At 71.3% G+C, this 20,128-nt stretch carries 14 protein-coding genes; 6 read left to right on the top strand and 8 right to left on the bottom strand.

Going from position 1 to position 20,128, the window contains the following annotated elements:
• The first annotated feature begins 223 nt into the window (after positions 1-223).
• Positions 224-1,708: an aldehyde dehydrogenase family protein gene (locus tag IAG42_RS18310; RefSeq protein ID WP_188338055.1), complete on the top strand. Its 1,485-nt coding sequence runs from the start codon at positions 224-226 to the stop codon at positions 1,706-1,708.
• An 89-nt stretch (positions 1,709-1,797) separates the two neighbouring features.
• Here the strand turns inward: IAG42_RS18310 and IAG42_RS18305 are convergent, their stop codons facing one another.
• The 3 genes from IAG42_RS18305 to phnA form a co-directional block, all read right to left on the bottom strand.
• Entirely contained in the window at positions 1,798-2,937 is a 1,140-nt protein-coding gene (locus IAG42_RS18305; RefSeq protein ID WP_188338054.1) for a TIGR03364 family FAD-dependent oxidoreductase, read from the bottom strand.
• A 39-nt stretch (positions 2,938-2,976) separates the two neighbouring features.
• A complete protein-coding gene (locus IAG42_RS18300; RefSeq protein WP_188338053.1) occupies positions 2,977-4,317 on the bottom strand; it encodes an MFS transporter in 1,341 nt (446 codons plus the stop codon).
• A 142-nt stretch (positions 4,318-4,459) separates the two neighbouring features.
• Positions 4,460-5,743, bottom strand: a complete 1,284-nt coding sequence (phnA, locus tag IAG42_RS18295; RefSeq protein WP_188338052.1) for a phosphonoacetate hydrolase — start codon at positions 5,741-5,743, stop codon at positions 4,460-4,462.
• Between the two features lie 198 nt (positions 5,744-5,941).
• Between phnA and IAG42_RS18290 the strand changes: the two genes are divergently transcribed.
• The 3 genes from IAG42_RS18290 (at position 5,942) to metG (ending at position 10,250) form a co-directional block, all read left to right on the top strand.
• Positions 5,942-6,937 (top strand): LysR family transcriptional regulator, encoded by a 996-nt coding sequence (locus tag IAG42_RS18290; protein ID WP_188338051.1) that lies wholly within the window; start codon positions 5,942-5,944, stop codon positions 6,935-6,937.
• A gap of 68 nt (positions 6,938-7,005) precedes the next feature.
• Complete coding sequence (locus tag IAG42_RS18285; protein ID WP_188338050.1) at positions 7,006-8,406, top strand: VWA domain-containing protein; 1,401 nt, start codon at positions 7,006-7,008, stop codon at positions 8,404-8,406.
• A 116-nt stretch (positions 8,407-8,522) separates the two neighbouring features.
• Positions 8,523-10,250, top strand: a complete 1,728-nt coding sequence (gene metG, locus IAG42_RS18280; protein ID WP_188338049.1) for a methionine--tRNA ligase — start codon at positions 8,523-8,525, stop codon at positions 10,248-10,250.
• A 76-nt stretch (positions 10,251-10,326) separates the two neighbouring features.
• Here the strand turns inward: metG and aspS are convergent, their stop codons facing one another.
• Positions 10,327-12,093, bottom strand: coding sequence for an aspartate--tRNA ligase (gene aspS / locus IAG42_RS18275; protein WP_188338048.1), 1,767 nt, complete (start codon positions 12,091-12,093; stop codon positions 10,327-10,329).
• 173 nt (positions 12,094-12,266) lie between these two features.
• On the opposite strand from aspS, the gene IAG42_RS18270 reads away from it, so the two are divergent.
• Positions 12,267-14,390, top strand: a complete 2,124-nt coding sequence (locus IAG42_RS18270; RefSeq protein WP_188338047.1) for an ATP-binding SpoIIE family protein phosphatase — start codon at positions 12,267-12,269, stop codon at positions 14,388-14,390.
• A 124-nt stretch (positions 14,391-14,514) separates the two neighbouring features.
• On the opposite strand, the gene IAG42_RS18265 is transcribed toward IAG42_RS18270, so the two are convergent.
• The 4 genes from IAG42_RS18265 to IAG42_RS18250 form a co-directional block, all read right to left on the bottom strand.
• Complete coding sequence (locus tag IAG42_RS18265; RefSeq protein ID WP_188338046.1) at positions 14,515-15,588, bottom strand: AI-2E family transporter; 1,074 nt, start codon at positions 15,586-15,588, stop codon at positions 14,515-14,517.
• Positions 15,589-15,680: 92 nt separating this feature from the next.
• Positions 15,681-16,646 (bottom strand): pirin family protein, encoded by a 966-nt coding sequence (locus IAG42_RS18260; RefSeq protein ID WP_188338045.1) that lies wholly within the window; start codon positions 16,644-16,646, stop codon positions 15,681-15,683.
• A gap of 122 nt (positions 16,647-16,768) precedes the next feature.
• Positions 16,769-17,380: a DUF4822 domain-containing protein gene (locus IAG42_RS18255; RefSeq protein WP_223206054.1), complete on the bottom strand. Its 612-nt coding sequence runs from the start codon at positions 17,378-17,380 to the stop codon at positions 16,769-16,771.
• A gap of 127 nt (positions 17,381-17,507) precedes the next feature.
• Positions 17,508-17,966, bottom strand: coding sequence for an SseB family protein (locus IAG42_RS18250; RefSeq protein WP_188338044.1), 459 nt, complete (start codon positions 17,964-17,966; stop codon positions 17,508-17,510).
• 198 nt (positions 17,967-18,164) lie between these two features.
• Here IAG42_RS18250 and IAG42_RS18245 point away from each other — a divergent pair, with 198 nt between their 5' ends.
• Positions 18,165-20,003 carry an acyl-CoA dehydrogenase gene (locus IAG42_RS18245; protein ID WP_188338043.1) on the top strand — a complete coding sequence of 613 codons (1,839 nt, stop codon included), beginning with the start codon at positions 18,165-18,167 and terminating at the stop codon, positions 20,001-20,003.
• Positions 20,004-20,128: the final 125 nt, after the last annotated feature.

Below are 20,128 nucleotides of genomic sequence, written 5' to 3'. Positions count from 1 at the left end.
CCCTTTGCGAAGTCGTGTCGGCCGCGACGGTAAGGGGGCACGGGTGCGGGACGGGGGACGCGGGATGAACGCGCGGTGAACCTGTCGGCGGCCGAGGACGGCGCGCCCGGAGGCCCGCATAGCGAGCCCCTATACCCGGTATTGGCAGATCACCCGTTGTTCACCCGCTGTTCGCGGGGCGAGGGTGGCGGTGACGATCCCACCGGCTGCGAAGGAGCAGGGAATGGCTGTGGCACCGGGAGACACACGGTTCGAGGTGGCGGGACATCTGACGGAGAACCACATCGGCGGGCGGTGGGTCTCGGCACAGTCGGGGCAGCGTCGCCCGGACGTGAACCCGGCCGATCTCTCGGACGTCCTGGGGGAGTTCGCGGAATCGGGCGGCGCCGACGTCGACCTCGCGGTGGAGGAGGCGCGGCGGGCGCTCGACGGCTGGCGCGGCATCGGACCGGTCGAGCGGGCCGCCTTCCTGACGAAGGCGCTGCACCTCCTGGACGAGCGCACCGAGGAGTTCGCGTACGCCATCACGCGCGAGCAGGGCAAGCTCCTGAAGGAGGCGCTCGGGGAGGTCCGACGAGCCAAGTCTGTCCTGGAGTTCACGACCGGGCAGGCGCGCCGGCTGGGCGGGGTCACCGTCCCGGCCGAGGAGGCCCGCACCTTCGCCTACACCTTCCGCAAGCCGATCGGCGTGGTCGGACTGATCTCCCCCTGGAACTTCCCGCTGGCCATCCCCATGTGGAAGGTCGCCCCCGCGCTCCTGTCCGGCTGCACCGCGATCCTCAAGCCGTCCCCGCTGACCCCGCTCACCTCGGCACTCCTCGTCGACGTCTTTCAGCGGGCCGGCCTGCCGGACGGGGTGCTGAACCTGGTGCAGGGCGACGCGGCGGCGGGTGAGGCGCTCGTCGCCAACCCGGCCGTGGCCGGCATCAGCTTCACCGGCTCCCTGCCGATCGGCACCGCCATCCACACCGGCGGCGCCCACCGGCTGCTGCGCACCCAGCTCGAACTCGGCGGCAAGAACGCGGTGATCGTGTGCGACGACGCCGACCTCGGCAAGGCCGTCGACGCGGTCGTGCACGGGGCGTTCGGGCAGGCCGGCCAGCGCTGTTCGGCGACCAGCCGGGCCGTCGTCGACGTCCGGGTGCGCGAGGAGTTCCTGGAACGGCTCGTCGCCCGCGTCGCAAGCCTGCGGGTCGGGCCCGGCTTCGACCCGGCCTCCGAACTGTGCCCGGTCGTGGACACCGCGCGGCGGGACGCGGCGCTCGCCGCGATCGCGGGCGCGCAGCGCGACGGCGGCAAGGTGGTGTGCGGCGGCGGCCGCGAGGAGCGCCCCGGCCTGCCGGACGGCTGCTACGTCCAGCCGACCGTGATCCGGGACGTGCCGTGGGACGCGGAGCTGGCGCAGGAGGAGGTGTTCGGGCCGGTGCTCGCGGTCGTGGACGCCGAGGACTTCGACGACGCCCTGCGCATCGCGAACTCGGTGAAGTACGGCATGTCCGGGACGGTCTTCACCGCCTCCCAGACCCGCGCCTTCGAGGCCCTGGACCGCTTCGAGGCGGGCATGCTGCACGTCAACCGTCCCGGCGTCGGCGCGTACGCGCACCTGCCGCACGTCGGCGACAAGGCCAGCCAGTACGGCCCGCCGGAGTGCTCGCCGGAGGTCTTCGACTTCTACACGGCCTGGCACTCGGCCTGCATCTCCTACTAGCCCCGCATTTCGCCGGCGCAGGCCGAAGGGCCGGTTCCTCCACTCGGGGGGACCGGCCCTTCGGCCTTCTTCACACAGGATGCGGGGGGTCAGCGCGAGGCCAGGTTCTCCTCGGCGAGGCCGAACGAGAGCGTCATGCCCGCGCCGCCCACCCCGTTGACGACCGTCACCCCGGGCTCGGGGTCGACGACCAGCTCGGTGCGGCCGTCCCGCAGCGACGGGTAGAAGCCGACCCAGCGCTCGGTGACCTCCGCCTCCGGCGGCAGCCCGGCGAAGGTGCCGAGGTACTCCAGGACCGCGTCGTCGACGGCACCGTCCGCGAACGGGCCGAGCGTGGGCCCGTACGCGTGCGAGTCGCCGAGGGTGAGACGGCCGTCGGCGGTCTGCGAGACCAGGACGTGGATGCCGTGCTCGCGGTGGAACGCCCGCTCCGCGCCCATCCGTTCGGCGAGCGCGGCCTGCGACGGGCAGCCGTCGAAGGCCGCGTAGTGCAGCAGGGTGAGGCCGCCGCAGAGCATCGGGCCGAGCGCGCGCCCGCCGGCCAGGGGGGCGGTGCGCATCATCTGGAGCTTGCAGCGGGTCAGGCCGCTCTCGGCGAAGACCTCCGGATAGAGGGAGGCGAAGTCGTTGCCGGAACAGACGAAGACCTGCCCGCAGTCCCAGTCGCCCGCCGTCGTGGAGACCGTCGGCGCCGCGATGCCGCGCACATGGGTGCCGAAGCGGAACTCGACGCCGTACTCCGCGGCCAGGTGCTCGGCGACCGCGGGGATCGCCCGGCGCGGGTCGACGTTGACCTCCGTCGGACTCCACATCGCGCCGAGCAGCCCGTCCCGGCGCGCGAAACCGGACCGCCCGACGGCCTCGTCCGCGGTGATCATCCGTGTCCCCCGCTCCCGGGCCGCGTCGCTGAGCTGAAGGAACTCCTCCAGGACCGCGACCTCGTCGGCGTGGTGGGCCAGATGCAGGGAGCCGGTCTCGGGCGCCCACAGACCGGTCTTTGCGGCGACCTCCAGCCACACCTCGCGGCTGCGCAGCGCCCGCTCGTAGACCTTTCCGCGCTGCTGGCCGACCGACCAGATCATCCCGAAGTTGCGGATCGAGGCGCCGACCGCGAAGTCGTCCCGTTCGAAGACGACGACCTTGCGGCCGAGCCGGGCGGCGGCGAGCGCGTGCGCGAGCCCGACGATGCCGGCGCCGACGACGGCCGTGTCCGCGTGCTGACGGTTCATGTGTGCCTGCCTTTCAACGTGCCGCTGGAAAGGGGGAGTTCACTGGGCGGCCGCGGTGCGCGGGCGGCGGTTCCAGTGCGGGAGCATGACGAGCCCGGCCAGCAGGGCCGCGACGGAGAACAGCAGGAACAGCGAGGAGCCGGACAGGAAGCCGGGCAGCAGGCCGCCGAGGATCGCCCCGACCGAGCCACAGCCGTTGACCAGTCCGGCGGCGGTGCCCGCGCCGTCCTCGGTGCCGAAGTCGACCGCGGCGACACAGGAGATCATCGAGTCGGCGGCGTACACGGCGAGCCCGATCACCGCGAGCAGCGCGACCATGACGCCGACGCTGTCCGTCGCGGTGAGCGGCATGAACAGGCCGAGGACGACGGTCAGCAGGGCGAGCGACAGGACGGCGGCGGGCACGCGCCGGGACTGGAAGAGCCGGTCCGACACCCAGCCCACGGCGATCGGGGCCAGGACCCCGGCCGCGCCGAACGCCACCGGGATGACCGTGGCGCCCACCTTGTCGACGTGCGGCAGCCGGTCGCTGACCAGCACCGGACCCCACAGCAGGATCGCGTACCGGGCCGGCTTGAGCAGGAAGTACGCGGCGCCGAGCGTGAGCACCATCGGGTCGCGCAGCGTCGAGCGGTACAGGGCGAGCCCACCGCGCCGGGTCGGCTCGGCGCCGGGCTCCTTCTCCTCCCGGCTCCCCGGTTCGGGCGCGTCGCGCTGGAAGAGGACGAAGAGCAGGAGGACGACGGCCAGCGACGCGGCCCCGCAGAAGAACGCGGCCTGCCAGCTGTCGAACACGGAGTAGGCGAGCCAGCCCAGGAACGGCGGCGCGGCGAGGCCGCCGAACGCGTAGTTCGTGGACCAGATGCCCAGCACCCGGCCGCGCTCGGCGACGGGGAAGAAGGCGCCCATGTTCTTGCACAGCGGCGCCCAGCCGGCCGACTGCGCGAGGCCCTGGATCACCATGGCGCCGCCGAACACGAGCAGCGCGCTGGAGGCGCCCATCAGACACGCGGCGCCGATCGCGCCGATCATGCCGGTGATGACGACGCGGCGCGGACCGAACCGGTCGGACCAGGCGCCCCACACGAACTGCCCGACGGCGTACGCCGCGAGGTAGATCGCGTCGATGACGCCGAGGACGCGTTCGGAGAGGGTGTGGGCGAGCAGCGGGTCGTCCAGGATGCCGAGCTTCGCGACGGAGAACGCCTGCCGCACGAAGTAGAAGCCCGCGTACGCGATCCAGGTGACGGCGAAGATCTGCCAGCGCAGCCGGGGGCTCACCAGGTGGGGGTGGACGGTGCGCTGGGCCTCGCGGGTGGTGACGGGGCCGGCGCCCTCGGTGGGTGGGCGGGGGACGGCTGGTGGGTCGGTGTCGGCCATGGGGAGTCCAATCCTCGACGGAGCGGAAGGGGCTGAACTGTTCCGGGTACGGCACGGCCCCGGCGCACACCTCGGCGGCGCCGGGGCCGGTACTGCTGAATGGCCTTGAGCGGTGGGGGGTCGGGGTACTGCGGGAGCGGGGTCAGGCGGGGAGCGGCTCCCCGGCCGCCGCGTGGCAGCCGATCCAGTACGCGTCGAAGTTCCGCAGCCGGTGCCCGGCCGGAAGCTCGACGGGCCGGTTGACCAGGACGGGGACACGCTGTTCGGTGAGGCCGCCGTGCGAGCGCAGCGGCTCCTCGAACCCGGAGATGTCGTGCCGGGCGGCGGTCGTGCCGAGCACGGTGTTGCGCTCGGCGATGACGACGAGGTCGCCGATCCGGTCGCCGGGCAGCTCGAAGCGCTCGCAGGCCTCCTCGCGGGTGAGGACGATGTCGACGCCGCCGACCCCGGCGAGCTTCGCCCGCAGCGCCTCCCGGTCCGCGCCGCCCGGCAGGTGCACGGTCGCGTACGAGCCGAGGGCGCCGTGGTGCACGGTGTACGGGTCGGTGATCGGCAGGATGACGCGGCTCGCGCCCGCCCCGGTCTCGGCGTCGAACCAGTCGGACAGGAACACGACCCGGGCCTCGCCGTCCGCGTCCGACTTGGCGTTCATCCCGTGGTCGGCGGTGACGACGAGGACCGCGCCGAGCGCGTCGATCCGCTCGAACCAGCGGTCCAGCATCGCGTAGAAGCGGTTGGCGACGGGGGAGCCGGGCGCGTGCTTGTGCTGGATGTAGTCGGTGAGCGACAGGTACATGAGGTCCGGCCGGTCGCGTTCGAGGACCTCGCACCCGGCGGCCATCACCAGTTCGCTCAGCTCCGCGCTGTACACGGAGGGCAGTTCGAAGCCGGTGGACTCCAGGACCTTCTCGATGCCGTTCTCCGCGAGGGTGACCTGGTCGGCCTTCTCGGCGGAGAAGCAGATGCCGCCCTCGGCGAGGCCGCTGCCGAGCAGCCGGCGCAGCTTGTCCTTGGCGGTGATCACGGCGACCCGCGCGCCGGTCTGCGAGAACGCGGCGAACAGGGTGGGCGCACGCAGCAGTTCGGGCGCGTTCATCATCACCTCCTCGCCGGCCTCGGTGTCGTAGAAGTAGTTGCCGCAGATGCCGTGCACGGCGGGCGGGACGCCGGTCGCGATGGACAGGTTGTTGGGGTTGGTGAAGGACGGCATCGTGCACGCGCCGCGCAGATCGCCGCCGCGCGCCAGCATGCCCTCCGTGAACGGCATCAGGCCGTCCGCGATCGCGCGCTCGTGGTAGGCGTCCTCACTGCCGTCGATGCAGACGACCACGACCGGACGGCCCGGGCGTGGGTACGCGCGCCCGTTGACGGTGAGCCGCGCGCCGTCGGCGGAGGTCTGCCACGTCGTGCCGGCGACAGGATTCATGTACGTCCACCCCTGTGGGTCGTAGGTGTCGGGCGTCGGTGCGGGAGCCGTGGGGCGCCCTCGATTCCATGGGTACCACCGGCGTTCCGGGGCGCAGAACCACGAAGTTCGCTATGACGGCCATAGCCCCGCGGGCCGCGGACGAGGTGCGCCGGAGCCCTGTCCGACCGGTCAGTAGTGCTCTACGCTCGCGCGACTATGGAGCTCAACCTGCACCGTCTGTGGATCTTCCTGAAAGTGGTGGAGCACCAGGGGTTCTCCGCCGCGGCGCACGAGCTGTACATGAGTCAGCCCTCGGTCTCCAACCAGGTACGGCGGCTCGAACAGTCGCTGAAGGTGACGCTGGTGGACCGCTCGGGGGCGCGGACCCGGCCCACGGCGGAGGGCGAGGTGCTCGCCGCGTACGCCAAGCGCGTCTTCCTGCTGGCCGACGAGGCGGTGGCGGCGGTGCAGCAGGTGTCGTCCCTCGAACACGGGCGGCTGCTCGTGGGCGGCTCGACCACGGTCGGCACGTATCTGCTGCCCACGCTCCTCGCCCGCTTCCGGGCGCGGTACCCGGGCGTCGAGTGCGATGTCTTCGTCGGCAACAACCGGGCCGTCGCCGAGCGGCTGCTCGCCGGGGACATCGGCATCGCGGTCGTCGCGGGCGGGCCGGGGGAGACGGCCCAGCTGCTGGTCGAGCCGGTGCTCCAGGAGCGCCTCGTCCTCGTCGCCCGCACCGGTCACCCGCTGGCCGACCGCCTCGGACCTCTCGACCCGGCGCTGCTCGCCGGCGAGTGCTTCCTGATGCGCGAACCCGGCTCCCACACCCGTACGGAACAGGAGCGGGTCCTCGACGCGTGGGGCCTGGCGGAGACGGTGCCGAGGTCGGACGTGTGGGGGCCCGAGGCGGTCAAGCAGTGCGTCGGCGCGGGGCTCGGCGTCGCCCTCATCTCCGAGCACGCCGTGGTCGACGACGTGGAGCGCTCGGGCGCGCTCACGATCCTCCCGGTCGAACCGGAACCGAGCCCGCGCCCCGTCTCCCTGGTCCGCCGCCGCGACCGTCTGCTCTCCCCCGCGGAACGCGCCTTCGTCCGACTGCTCCGTTCGCCGGACGGCATCTGGGCCCGTGAACTGGGCGACGGCCTGCGGGAATTCCCGGACCACCCGGACGCGGGCGAACGCGCTGCGGAACGGTCGCCGACCGGCGGCTAACCTTACGTGTCCGCCCTGGCCAGGGGTTCGGGCCTTTTGGGGATCAACTCATGCGGAAGGTTGCGCACATGGGCATTCTGGATCGTCTGCGGAACGCGTTCGGACGGAACCGCAAGAAGGACGACCCCGCCGCGGAGCCTGCCACCGAGCCGAAGATCCCCGCCCCGGCGAACTCCGAGGCGGACGACCTGGTGGCCGCGGCCTTCGACAACGTCACGATCCCCGCCCCCTCCGAAGAGCCCGGGCCGGCGACCGCCGAAACGAGCGAGCCCCCGGCCGAGACCCCCGAGCCGGCCACCGCCGAACCGGCCCCCGCCCCGGCCGAGGAAGCCGAGCCCGTAGCGGCCGAGGCCCCCGAGCCCGTTGCCGCCGAGGCAGCCCCCGCTCCGGCCCAGGAGACCGAGCCGGTCGCCGCCGAGCCGACCGCCGCTCCCGCCGAGGAAGCCGTGGAGGCCGAGGAGCCCGCGGAGGCCGAGCCGGTCGCGGCCGAGGCGAAGGTGGCTCCCGCCGAGGACGCCGAGCCGACGGCCGCCGAAGCGAGCGAGACCGCCGCCGAGGCCCCCGAGCCGGCCGTGGCCGACGCGGCCGACGCCCCCTCCGACGAGCCCGAGGCGGCTGCCGCCCCGGCCGAGCCGGAGCCCGCCGAGGCCGAGACCCCCGAGCCGGTCGCCGCCGAGGCTGCCCCCGCCCCCGCCGAGGAAGCCCAGCCGGTCGCCGCCGAGGCAGAGCCGACCGAGCAGTCCGAACCCGCCAAAGAGGCCCCGGCCCCCGCGTCGGAGACCCCGGACGCGAAGCCGGCCAAGCCCGCCCACACCCCGGCCAAGGTCAAGTCCCGCACCCCCGCCCTGGCCCCGGCCTACAAGGCCGCCGGCGCCGAGCTGAAGAAGAACGACCTCACCGGCACCCGCGCCACGGTCTACCTCGTCCTGGACCGCTCCGGCTCCATGCGCCCGTACTACAAGGACGGCTCCGCGAACGCCCTCGCCGACCAGGCCCTCGCCCTGGCCGCCCACCTGGACCCCCGGGACACCCCCACCGTCCACACCGTCTTCTTCTCGACGGACATCGACGCGACGGGCGACCTGACCCTGGACGCCTCGTACGAGGGCAAGATCGACGAGTGGCACGCGGCGGCGGGCCGCATGGGCCGCACCAGCTACCACCGCGCGATCGAAGAGGTCGTCGCCCACCACGAGAAGTCGGACGACCCGACGCTCCCCGCGCTGGTCGTGTTCCAGACGGACGGCCCCCCGGACGTGCAGCGCCCGGCGAACGAGGCCCTGGCCAAGGCGGCGAGCCGCCCGATCCACTTCCAGTTCGTCGCGTTCGGCGACCCGGAGGCCAAGGCCTTCGACTACCTCCGCAAGCTGAAGGCGGACAACGCCGGCCACTTCCTGGCGGGCGCCGCCCCCCGCGAGCTGACCGACGCCGAGCTCTACCAGGGCCTCCTGGCGACCTGGCGCCCGTAGCCCCGGAGCCCGCCCACCGCCCCGGCCGTCCGCGCTGTAAAACACCGCGCGGGCGGCCGCCCCATGTCGGATACGATTTCTGGATTCAGATCGTCACGACTTGGGAGCAGCCTCCGATGGCTCGACACCTCATCACCAGCGCCCTTCCGTACATCAACGGGATCAAGCACCTGGGCAACATGGTGGGGTCCATGCTCCCGGCCGACGTGTACTCCCGTTACCTGCGCCAGCGCGGTCACGAGGTCCTGTACATCTGCGCGACGGACGAGCACGGCACCCCGGCCGAGCTGGCCGCGAAGGAGCGGGGCATCCCGGTCGCGGACTTCTGCGCGCAGGCGCACGACGCGCAGAAGGCGGTCTACGACGGCTTCGCGCTCGCCTTCGACCACTTCGGCCGGTCGTCCTCGCCGCAGAACGCGGAGATCACCCAGCACTTCGCCCGGAAGCTGAACGAGAACGGGTTCATCGAGGAGCGCGCGATCCGGCAGGTGTACTCGCCCGCCGACGGCCGCTTCCTCCCGGACCGCTACGTCGAGGGCACCTGCCCCCACTGCGGCTACGACAAGGCCCGCGGCGACCAGTGCGAGAACTGCACGCGCGTCCTGGACCCGACGGACCTGATCAACCCGCGCTCGGCGATCTCCGGCTCCACCGACCTGGAGATCCGCGAGACGAAGCACCTCTTCCTGCTCCAGTCGAAGCTGCAGCACGAGGTCGAGGCGTGGATCGACGAGGTCGCCGGCGAGTGGCCGCACCTGGCCTCCTCCATCGCCCGCAAGTGGCTGACCGAGGGCCTCAACGACCGCGCGATCACCCGTGACCTGGACTGGGGCGTCCCCGTCCCGGCCGACACCTGGCCGGAGCTGGCCGCCGAGGGCAAGGTCTTCTACGTCTGGTTCGACGCCCCGATCGAGTACATCGGCTCGACGAAGGAGTGGGCCGACCAGGACCCGGAGAACCGGAACTGGAAGTCCTGGTGGTACGAGCCGGAGGGCGCCGCCGACGTCCGGTACACGGAGTTCATGGCGAAGGACAACGTGCCCTTCCACAGCGTCATGTTCCCGGCCACCGAGATGGGTGTCCGTGAGCCGTGGAAGAAGGTCGACTACCTGAAGTCCTTCAACTGGCTGACGTACTACGGCGGCAAGTTCTCCACGTCGCAGAAGCGTGGCGTCTTCACCGACCAGGCGCTCGACATCCTCCCGGCCGACTACTGGCGCTACTTCCTCATCGCGAACGCGCCCGAGTCGGACGACTCCTCCTTCACCTGGGAGCACTTCACGGCCACGGTCAACAAGGACCTGGCCGACACTCTCGGCAACTTCGTCAACCGCGTCCTGTCGTTCTCCAAGAAGCGCTTCGGCGAGGAGGTCCCGGCGGGCGGCGCGCCCGGCGAGGCCGAGGCGAACCTGGGCGCGGAGATCTCCCGGCTGCTCGCCGAGTACGAGGAGCAGATGGAGGCTCTCCAGTTCCGCAAGGCCGCGGCGGCGCTGCGCGCCCTGTGGTCGGCGGGCAACTCCTACCTGGAGGAGAAGGCCCCCTGGCTGGAGATCAAGACCGACAAGGACGGCGCGGCCCTCACCCTCCGCACGGCGATGAACCTCATCCACCTGTACTCGGTGGTCTCCGAGCCGTTCATCCCGTCCTCCGCCGCCGCGATGCGCGCCGCGTTCGCCCTCCCCGGCGACGAGGCCCGTACGTGGATCTCCGCCGAGGAGGCGACGGCGCTGACGACGGTCCCCGCCGGCACCCCCTTCACCGTCCCGCCGGTCCTCTTCGCCAAGATCACCGACGAGGACCTGGAGTCCTACAAGGAGCGCTTCGGCGGCGAGCCGGCCGCGTAACACCCCCGCACGCACGAAGGGCCCGGAACCAGCTGGTTCCGGGCCCTTCGTGCGTGCGGTGTGTCCGCGCGGTGCGTTACTTCTTCTCGACCGGCTTGCGGAGCTGGATGTTCAGCTCGCGCAGGCGGGCCTCGTCCAGCTCGGTCGGGGCGCCCATGAGGAGGTCCTGGGCGTTGCCGTTGAGCGGGAAGGCGATCGTCTCGCGGATGTTCGGCTCGTCGGCGAGGAGCATCACGATGCGGTCGACGCCCGGGGCGATGCCGCCGTGCGGCGGGGCGCCGTACTCGAACGCGCGGAGCATGCCGGCGAACTCGCTCTGCACGGTCTCCTTGGAGTATCCGGCGATCTCGAACGCCTTGAACATGATCTCGGGCTCGTGGTTACGGATCGCGCCGGAGGACAGCTCGATGCCGTTGCACACGATGTCGTACTGCCAGCCGAGGATGTCCAGCGGGTCCTGGGTCTCCAGGGCCTCGAGGCCGCCCTGCGGCATGGAGAACGGGTTGTGCGAGAAGTCGATCTTCCCGGTCTCCTCGTCCTTCTCGTACATCGGGAAGTCGACGATCCACGCGAAGCGGAAGACGCCCTCCTCGAAGTGGCCGGCGCGCTTGGCGGCCTCGACGCGGACCGCGCCCATGATCTTGGAGACCTCGTCGAACTCGCCCGCGCCGAAGAACACGGCGTGACCGTGGACCAGGCCGAGGCGCTCGGTGAGGACCTTCGCGTTCTCCTCCGTGAGGAACTTCGCGATCGGGCCCTGGAAGGAGCCGTCCTCGCCGACGCGGATCCAGGCGAGGCCCTTCGCACCGTGCTCGACCGCGTAGTCACCCAGGCCGTCGAAGAACTTGCGGGACTGCGAGGCGGTGTCCGGCACCGGCAGCGCGCGCACGTGCTTGCCGGCGAACGCCTTGAACTCCGAGCCCTCGAACACGTCGGAGATGTCGACCAGCTCGAGCTTGGCGCGCAGGTCCGGCTTGTCGTTGCCGTACTTCAGCATCGACTCGCGGAACGGGATGCGCGGGAACGGCGAGGTGACCTCACGGCCGCCGCCGAACTCGGTGAACAGCTCCGTCATGAGCTTCTCGATGGGCTGGAAGACGTCTTCCTGCTCCACGAAGCTCATCTCGACGTCGAGCTGGTAGAACTCGCCCGGCGAACGGTCCGCGCGCGCGTCCTCGTCGCGGAAGCAGGGCGCGATCTGGAAGTAGCGGTCGAAGCCCGAGATCATCAGCAGCTGCTTGAACTGCTGCGGGGCCTGCGGCAGCGCGTAGAACTTGCCCGGGTTCAGACGGGAGGGGACGACGAAGTCGCGGGCGCCCTCGGGGGAGGTCGCGGCGAGGATCGGCGTCGCCATCTCGTTGAAGCCGAGGGCGACCATCTTCGAGCGGATCGAGGCGATCACGGCCGAGCGCAGCATGATGTTCTTGTGCATGCGCTCGCGGCGCAGGTCGAGGAAGCGGTACTCCAGGCGCCGCTCCTCGTTCACGCCGTCGTCCGCGTTGATCGTGAACGGGATCTGCTGGGCCGCGCCGAGCACCTCGACCTCGGTGGCCTCGATCTCGATCTCGCCCGTCGACAGCTCCGCGTTCACGTTGTCGGCGCCGCGGGAGACGACCTTGCCGTCGACGCGGACGACCGTCTCCTTGGTGAGCTTGTCGAGGACCTCGGCGGCCTTCGTGCCCGGACGGGCGACGAGCTGCGTGATGCCGTAGTGGTCGCGCAGATCGATGAAGAGGATGCCGCCCAGGTCTCGGCGATTGTGCAGCCAGCCGCTCAGCCGGACGTCGCTGCCGACGTCAGAGGCGCGGAGCTCGCCGCAGGTGTGGGACCTGTACCGATGCATCGTCGTTCATCCAGCCTTTGCGATTCGGGATCTCCCGGGGTCACGACCCGGATCTCCCAAGGGTACCGGCCGCGTCATGATCGCTTTCCGAATACTCCCGCCGTGCCCGTGGCGCCCGTCCGCGGGGCCACTCTCGGTGGCAGTGTGCGATCTCCTCTTCTTACAGTGGGGCCATGAGCACTGGTGAGCCCCTCCCGCCGGTGGAGGACGTCCTCGCCGCTCTCGCGACCGGCCTGTGGCGGTGGGACAACCGGGCCGGCCTCGTCACGTTCGACGCGGAGGCCGCCCGGCTCATCGGAGTGCCCTCGCCCGACGGCAAGCCCGTCACCCTCACGGAGGCCGGTGCGCGCGCCTGTTTCCACCCGGTGGACTGGAACGAGATCGACGGCGTCGTCCGCCTCGCCGTCGCCGAGGGCACGCTCGCCGAGGCCCGGCTGCGGATCATGGACGAGCATGGCCACGTCATCCGTACGGTGCGCAGCCGCTCCCGCCCCGTCGTCCACGGCGACGACTCCGGCTCCTACGAGCTGATCGGCACCCTCCAGGAGGTCTCCGACCAGAGCCCCGGCGCGGCCTCCCGCACGCCCGTCACCGGCGACTGGCGCCGCTCCCGCGAGGCGTTCCTCCTCGACGCGGGCCGCGCCCTCGCGGAGGCCGGTTCCACGGCGGAGGTGCTGCGGGTCGCCGCCGGACTGTCGATGCCCGGGTTCTCGCCCAGCGGCCTGGCCGTCTTCGGCGTCGCGGGCGAGCGGCTCACCGTCATCGGCCACCACGGGCAGCAGGCCGGCGACGAGGGCCCCTTCACGGACATGGACCTGGCGACGGACTACCCGGCCGCCGAGGTCGTGCGCTCCGGCCGCGCCGTGTACCTGTCCTCGCCCGAGGAGTACCGGGACCGCTACCCGGCGGCCTGGCCGCTCGCCGCACCGTTCCAGCGGCAGTCCTGGGCGTTCCTGCCGCTGGTCGTGGCGGGCCGCACGATCGGCGCGTGGATGGCCGGCTTCGCCTACCCGGTGTCCTTCACCCCGGACGAGCGTTCCGTCCTCACCACCGTCGCCCGGATGCTGGCGCAGGCCCTGTCCCGGGCCGGGGTCGCCGAGTCCGAGCGGGAGCTCACCGACGGCCTGCAGAAGTCGATGCTGCCGACGCTCGGCCCCGAGATCCCCGGCATGAGCATCACCGCCCGCTACGTCCCCACCGGCGGCGGCCTCCAGGTCGGCGGCGACTGGTACGACATGATCCCGCTGCCCGGCGACCGCATCGCCCTCGTCATCGGCGACGTGCAGGGCCACGACGTGCGCGCGGCCGGCCTGATGGGCCAGCTCCGCGTCGCCCTGCGGGCCTACGCCGCCGAGGGGCACCACGCCGACGCCGTCCTCTCCCGCGCCTCCCGCTTCCTGTCCGGGGTCGGGGACGCGGCCCGCTCGGCAAACGAGGACCCGCGCTTCGCCACCTGCCTCTACATCGAGGCCGACCCCGCGACCGGCGTCCTCGAGATCGCCCGCGCGGGCCACCCCGAACCGGCGGTCCGCACCGCCGACGGCACGGTCCTGATCCGGCCCACCGCGGGCGGCCTGCCCCTCGGCATCGACCCGGACGCCGACTACCCCACCTCCCGGCTCGTCCTGGAACCCGGCGAGACGCTGCTGATCTGCACCGACGGGCTGATAGAAACCGGCGGCCACGACCTGGACACCGGCTGGTCCCGGGTCCGCGAGGCACTGGAGTCGGGCCCCGCCGAACACCTCGAGGAGCTGGCCGACACCCTCGTCCAGGCCGTGCTCGGCCCCGCCTCGCACTACACGACGGGCCCCCTCGCCGACCGCCGCGAGGACGACATCGCGCTCCTCCTGCTGCGCCGCACCGCCGCGGTGACCCTGCCGGTACCGGTCCGGCGCACCGCCATGACCATCGCCCAGGCCGAGCCGGAGCGGATCTCCGCCGCCCGCCAGCAGCTGCGCGAGCTGCTGCACGACTGGGCCGACGAGGACCAGGTCGACTCGGCGGTCCTGATGGTCTCCGAGATGGTCACGAACGTCCTGGTCCACACCGACGGCGACGCCCTGCTGGTCGCCGCCGTCAGCGGCGGCACCGCGGGCGGCCCGCGCCGCCTGCGCGTCGAGGTCGCCGACAGCTCCGACGACCTCCCCCACAAGCGCCGCCCCGGCGAACTGGCCTCCTCCGGCCGCGGCCTCGTCCTGATGGAACTCCTCGCCTCCCGCTGGGGCGTCGACCCCCGAGGCGAAGGCAAATGCATCTGGTTCGAACTCTACGAACCAGACCCGACCGCGCCTTGACCCTCAACACCAAGGCCTCTGCCGGGGGCCGGGAACTGCGCGACCAGCCACGACGGCGCCGCAGCCGGCGATGACGCTGAAGCCCTACGGCGACGCGCCGGATCAGCCGGCCCCCAGGCCGCGATCAGACCCCTGTTTCACGTGAAACGGTCACGCCACCCGACCCGTACCGCCCCCGCAACTCGCTCAGAATGCCGAACGCCGCCGCGGTGAGGGGCACCGCCAGGAGCATGCCGAGGATGCCGGCGACCGAGGCACCCGAGGTGATGGCGAGCAGAACGACCGCAGGATGCATCTGCACCGTGCGGGACTGGATCATCGGCTGGAGGACATGCCCCTCCAGGACCTGCACGGCGAGGACGACGCCGAGGGCCCAGAGCGCGATGACGAATCCACGGTCGGCGAGGGCGACGAGAATGGCGACGGCGCCGGAGATGAACGCGCCGAGATAGGGGATGTAGGCCCCGACGAAGACGAGCGCCGCGAGGCCGACCGCACCGGGCACCTGAAGGATCAGCAGCCCGATGCCGATGCAGAACGCGTCGATGAGCGCGATGAGGGTCGTCCCGCGCATGAAGCCGGAGACCGCGGCGAAGGCGCGCCGCGCGATGGCCTCCAGGGTCTCGCCGGCGGAGCCGGGCGCGGCCTGGCGCAGGGCGACGCGGAAGCGCCCGGCGTCGCGCAGGAAGAAGAAGCAGAGCAGCAGGGCGAGCACGGCCATGGCGGCGATCTCCCCGGCCACGCTGAGCCCGCTGATCACTCCGGACGCGGCGGAACCCCCGTACTTCTTGATGAGGTCCTGCGCGTTGTCGGCGAGATGATCGAGGTCGAGCACGCCGGTGCCGAACTTGTCGGAGAGGTCGCGGGCGGCCTGTTTCACGGAGGCGATGATCTGGTCGCCGGTGTCGATGAGCGCGGCGACGACGATGTATCCGGCGCCGCCGACCACGACGAGGATCAGCGCGCAGGTGAGCCCCGCCGCGAGCGACTGCTGCACCTTGGCCTTGCGCAGGGCGAGGTAGACGGGCCGCAGCAGGGCGGTGCCGAGCAGGGCGAGCAGCACGGGCACGACGGCGGTGCGCAGTTCGACGCAGAGCCAGATCCCGACCCAGGCGACCCCGGTGACGAGCAGCGCCACCGCGCACCAGGCGGCGACGCGGCGGGCGGAACGGGGCAGTAGTTCGGTGTCCGGCTTCACCCGACCAGTTGAACACGGCCGGGTGCCGGGCCACGCGCCGGGCGGGGCCGCGCGAGTGACGATCCGTCACTTCACGCGGCCCCGGGGCCCGGTCAGGTGTGGGGCAGACGCTCGGCGGTGGGGATGACGCCCAGGCGGCCGGCCTGGAAGTCGTCGAAGGCCTGCTGGAGTTCGGCCTTGGTGTTCATCACGAAGGGGCCGTAGTGGGCCATGGGCTCACGGATCGGCTGTCCGCCGAGGATGACCACCTCGAGGTCCGGGGTGTTCGAGTCCTGGGACTCGTCGGCCCGCACGGTCAGCGAGCCGCCCGCGCCGAAGACGGCGGTCTGGCCCATGTGGACCGGTCGCCGGTCGGCGCCGACGGTGCCGCGGCCGGCGAGCACGTAGACGAGGCCGTTGTAGTCCTCGCGCCACGGCAGGGTGGCCTCGGCGCCGGGGCGGACGGTGGCGTGCACCATCGTGATCGGCGTGTGCGTGATGCCCGGACCCTCGTGGCCGTCGAGCTCACCGGCGATGACGCGGAGCAGCGCGCCGCCGTCGGCGGTGGTGAGGAGCTTGACCTGGCCGCCGCGGATGTCCTGGTAGCGCGGGTCCTTCATCTTGTCCTTGGCGGGCAGGTTCACCCACAGCTGGAGGCCGTGGAAGAGGCCGCCGGACATGACGAGGGACTCCGGCGGCGCCTCGATGTGCAGCAGGCCGGAGCCCGCCGTCATCCACTGGGTGTCGCCGTCGGTGATGGTGCCGCCGCCGCCGTGCGAGTCCTGGTGGACGAACGTTCCGTCGATCAGGTACGTCACGGTCTCGAAGCCGCGGTGCGGGTGCCACGGGGTGCCCTTCGGCTCTCCGGGTGCGTACTCCACCTCGCCCATCTGGTCCATCATGATGAACGGGTCGAGGTACTTGTAGTTGATTCCGGCGAACGCGCGGCGCACCGGGAATCCCTCCCCTTCGAAGCCGCCCGGCGCGGTCGTCACGGCGAGCACGGGGCGCGCCGCGGCATCCGCCGGAGCTTCCACTCGGGGCAGGGTCAGCGGGTTCTCGACGGTCACAGCGGGCATTTTGGGGACCTCCTTGGCGTCCTCGTGCCTCAACTTTAGTTGAACGTAGAACTTTCTGCCACCTGGAACACGAAAAGGCCCGGAGGACATTCCCTCCGGGCCTTCGATGCGGCGGATCGCGATCAGCGGGCGTTGCCGTTGTTGAAGTGGTACTCGCCGTTGCCGCCCTGGTTGCCGTTCGCGCCGGGGCCGCGGCCGTCGGTGCCGGGCTCGACGTGGTTGGTCTTGGTGTGGACGATGTCGTAGTACACGCTGGTGTCGCCGGCGTTCGGGAAGACGCGGTAGGTGAACACGTTCTTGTCGAGCTGGGTGATCGGGACGGTGCGCTCGAAGAGCACCTTGCCGTTCGCGTCCTTCGCGTTGATCCAGCGCTCGGAGCCGTCGGGGGTGACGGTCCAGTCACCGTGCAGCTTGGGGCTGTCGTCGAGGTTGTACATGGTGTACGTGCCGTCGGCGTCGAAGTAGGCCCAGCCCACGAAGTTCGACACGGCCGGGTCGTCGAGGGCGACACGGTTGCCGTCCTGGTCGACGGCGCCGGTGGTCTTCCACGGGGTCGAGGCGAGCACGTCGGACGGAGTCGCGTCCTTCAGCTTCGCGGACGCGGAAGCGGAAGCGGGGGCCGGTGCGGCGGACGCGTCGGCCGCCATGGCCGAGACCGGCACCAGGGCGGACACGGCGATCGCGATCGCGGATGCGGTGAGAGCGGAGCGGCGGGAGATGCGAGCGATGTTCATGTCCTCGACGCTATGGCCGGCACCGGGGCGGGCATGTCATCCGATCGGCTATTCATGAATGCCCCGGATTGCCGACTCGCACGTCGACCGGACGGCCGTGACACACGGGTGCCACGACCGACGGCACCTACCCGTACATGCGGCGCATCGCGAAATCGACCATCTGTTCGACGGCCTTCGCGTCGAAGACCATGCGGTGCTCGCCCTCCATGTCGAGGACGAAGCCGTAGCCGGTCGGCAGCAGGTCGATGACCTCGGCGCCGGTGATCACGAAGTACTTGGACTCCTTGCCCGCGTACGTCCGCAGCTCCTTGAGCGAGGTGAACATCGGGATCACGGGCTGCTGGGTGTTGTGCAGCGCGAGGAAGCCGGGGTTGTCGCCGCGCGGGCAGTAGACCTTCGACGAGGCGAAGATCTGCTGGAAGTCCTCCGCGGACATCGATCCGGTCGTGAACGCGCGGACCGCGTCGGCGAGCGACGGCGGCGACGGCTCCGGGTACAGCGGCGGGGCCTGCTGCCCGTAACCGCCCTGCTGCGGCGGCGCGTACTGCTGCCCGGCACCCGGGGTCTGGTCATAGCCGTACATGGGCGCAAGACTACCGAGCCCCCGCAAGGGCGAGGCGGGGTTCGCCCGAGGGCCGAGTTCGTCACAGTTGGCCCGCTGGGGGTTGATTCTTATTACCGGCGGGTAGCATTGTGGTGGTTACTAGTTGGTACGCGTACGAGGAAGGTCCGGGGACACCCCCGGACGATCCACCTCCCAAGCCTTTACGGAGCCGTCGCCATGGGGCACTACAAGTCGAATCTCCGCGACATCGAGTTCAACCTCTTCGAGGTGCTCGGCCGCGACAAGCTGTACGGCACCGGCCCGTTCGGTGAGATGGACGTCGACACCGCCAAGAGCATCCTCGACGAGGTGGCCCGCCTCTCCGAGAACGACCTGGCCGAGTCCTTCACCGACGCGGACCGCAACCCTCCGGTCTTCGACCCCGAGACGAACACCGCGCCGGTCCCGGCCAGCTTCAAGAAGTCCTACAAGGCCTTCATGGACTCCGAGTACTGGCGCCTCGGCCTGCCCGAGGAGATCGGCGGCACCACCGCGCCGCGCTCCCTCATCTGGGCCCACGCCGAGCTGATCCTGGGCGCCAACCCGGCGATCTGGATGTACTCCTCCGGCCCCGCGTTCGCCGGCATCCTCTTCGAGGAGGGCAACGAGGCGCAGAAGAAGATCGCCGAGATCGCCGTCGAGAAGCAGTGGGGCTCGACGATGGTCCTGACCGAGCCGGACGCCGGCTCGGACGTGGGCGCCGGCCGCACCAAGGCCGTGCAGCAGGAGGACGGCTCCTGGCACATCGAGGGCGTGAAGCGCTTCATCACGTCCGGTGAGCACGACATGTCGGAGAACATCCTCCACTACGTCCTCGCCCGCCCCGAGGGCCACGGCCCCGGCACCAAGGGCCTGTCCCTCTTCCTCGTCCCGAAGTTCGAGTTCGACTGGGAGACCGGCGAGCTGGGCGAGCGCAACGGCGTGTACGCGACCAACGTCGAGCACAAGATGGGCCTCAAGGCCTCCAACACGTGCGAGATGACCTTCGGCGACCAGCACCCCGCCAAGGGCTGGCTGATCGGCGACAAGCACGAGGGCATCCGCCAGATGTTCCGCATCATCGAGTTCGCTCGCATGATGGTCGGCACGAAGGCGATCTCGACCCTGTCGACCGGTTACCTGAATGCGCTGGAGTACGCCAAGGAGCGCGTCCAGGGCCCCGACCTCGCCCAGTTCATGGACAAGGCCGCGCCCAAGGTCACCATCACGCACCACCCCGACGTGCGCCGCTCGCTGCTCACGCAGAAGGCGTACGCCGAGGGCATGCGGTCGCTGGTGCTCTACACGGCCTCCGTGCAGGACGCGATCCAGGTCAAGGAGGCCGCCGGCGAGGACGCCTCCGCCGAGCACGCCCTCAACGACCTGCTCCTGCCGATCGTCAAGGGCTACGGCTCCGAGAAGGGCTACGAGCAGCTCGCCCAGTCGCTCCAGACCTTCGGCGGCTCCGGCTTCCTGCAGGAGTACCCGATCGAGCAGTACATCCGTGACTCGAAGATCGACACCCTGTACGAGGGCACGACCGCGATCCAGGGCCAGGACTTCTTCTTCCGGAAGATCGTCCGCAACCAGGGCGCCGCGCTGAACGGCCTCGCCGAGGAGATCAAGAAGTTCCTCGCGGTCGAGACGGGCGGCGAGGAGCTCGCCGGGGCGCGCGAGTCGCTGGCCAAGGCGGCCGTCGAGCTCGAGGCCATCGTCGGCGTCATGCTCACGGACCTCGCGGCCACGGAGCAGGACCCGAAGAACATCTACAAGGTCGGCCTCAACACGACCCGGCTGCTCATGGCCTCCGGTGACGTGGTCGTCGGCTACCTGCTGCTCAAGGGTGCGGCCGTCGCGGCGGAGGCCCTCGCGGGCGGTGCGTCCGCCAAGGACGTGCCCTTCTACCAGGGCAAGGTCGCCGCGGCCAAGTTCTTCGCCGCGAACGTCCTGCCGGGTGTCACGGGTGCGCGCAAGCTCGCCCAGGGCACGAGCGAGTCGGGCCTGGACGTGATGGACCTGGACGAGGCCGCCTTCTAGGCTCCGCCGGGCTGGATCCGCGTACCCGTCTGCCAGGTGGCCCCCGGCAGGCGGGTACCGGTGGTTCGTGGCTGGTCGCGCCCCGCGGCGGAGCCGCTGATCGATACAGCCCCGCGCCCCTGGAA

Origin of the sequence: Streptomyces xanthii, from assembly GCF_014621695.1 — a bacterium.
Taxonomy (GTDB): Bacteria; Actinomycetota; Actinomycetes; order Streptomycetales; family Streptomycetaceae; genus Streptomyces; species Streptomyces xanthii.
This window is presented reverse-complemented; position numbering and strand designations above follow the sequence as displayed.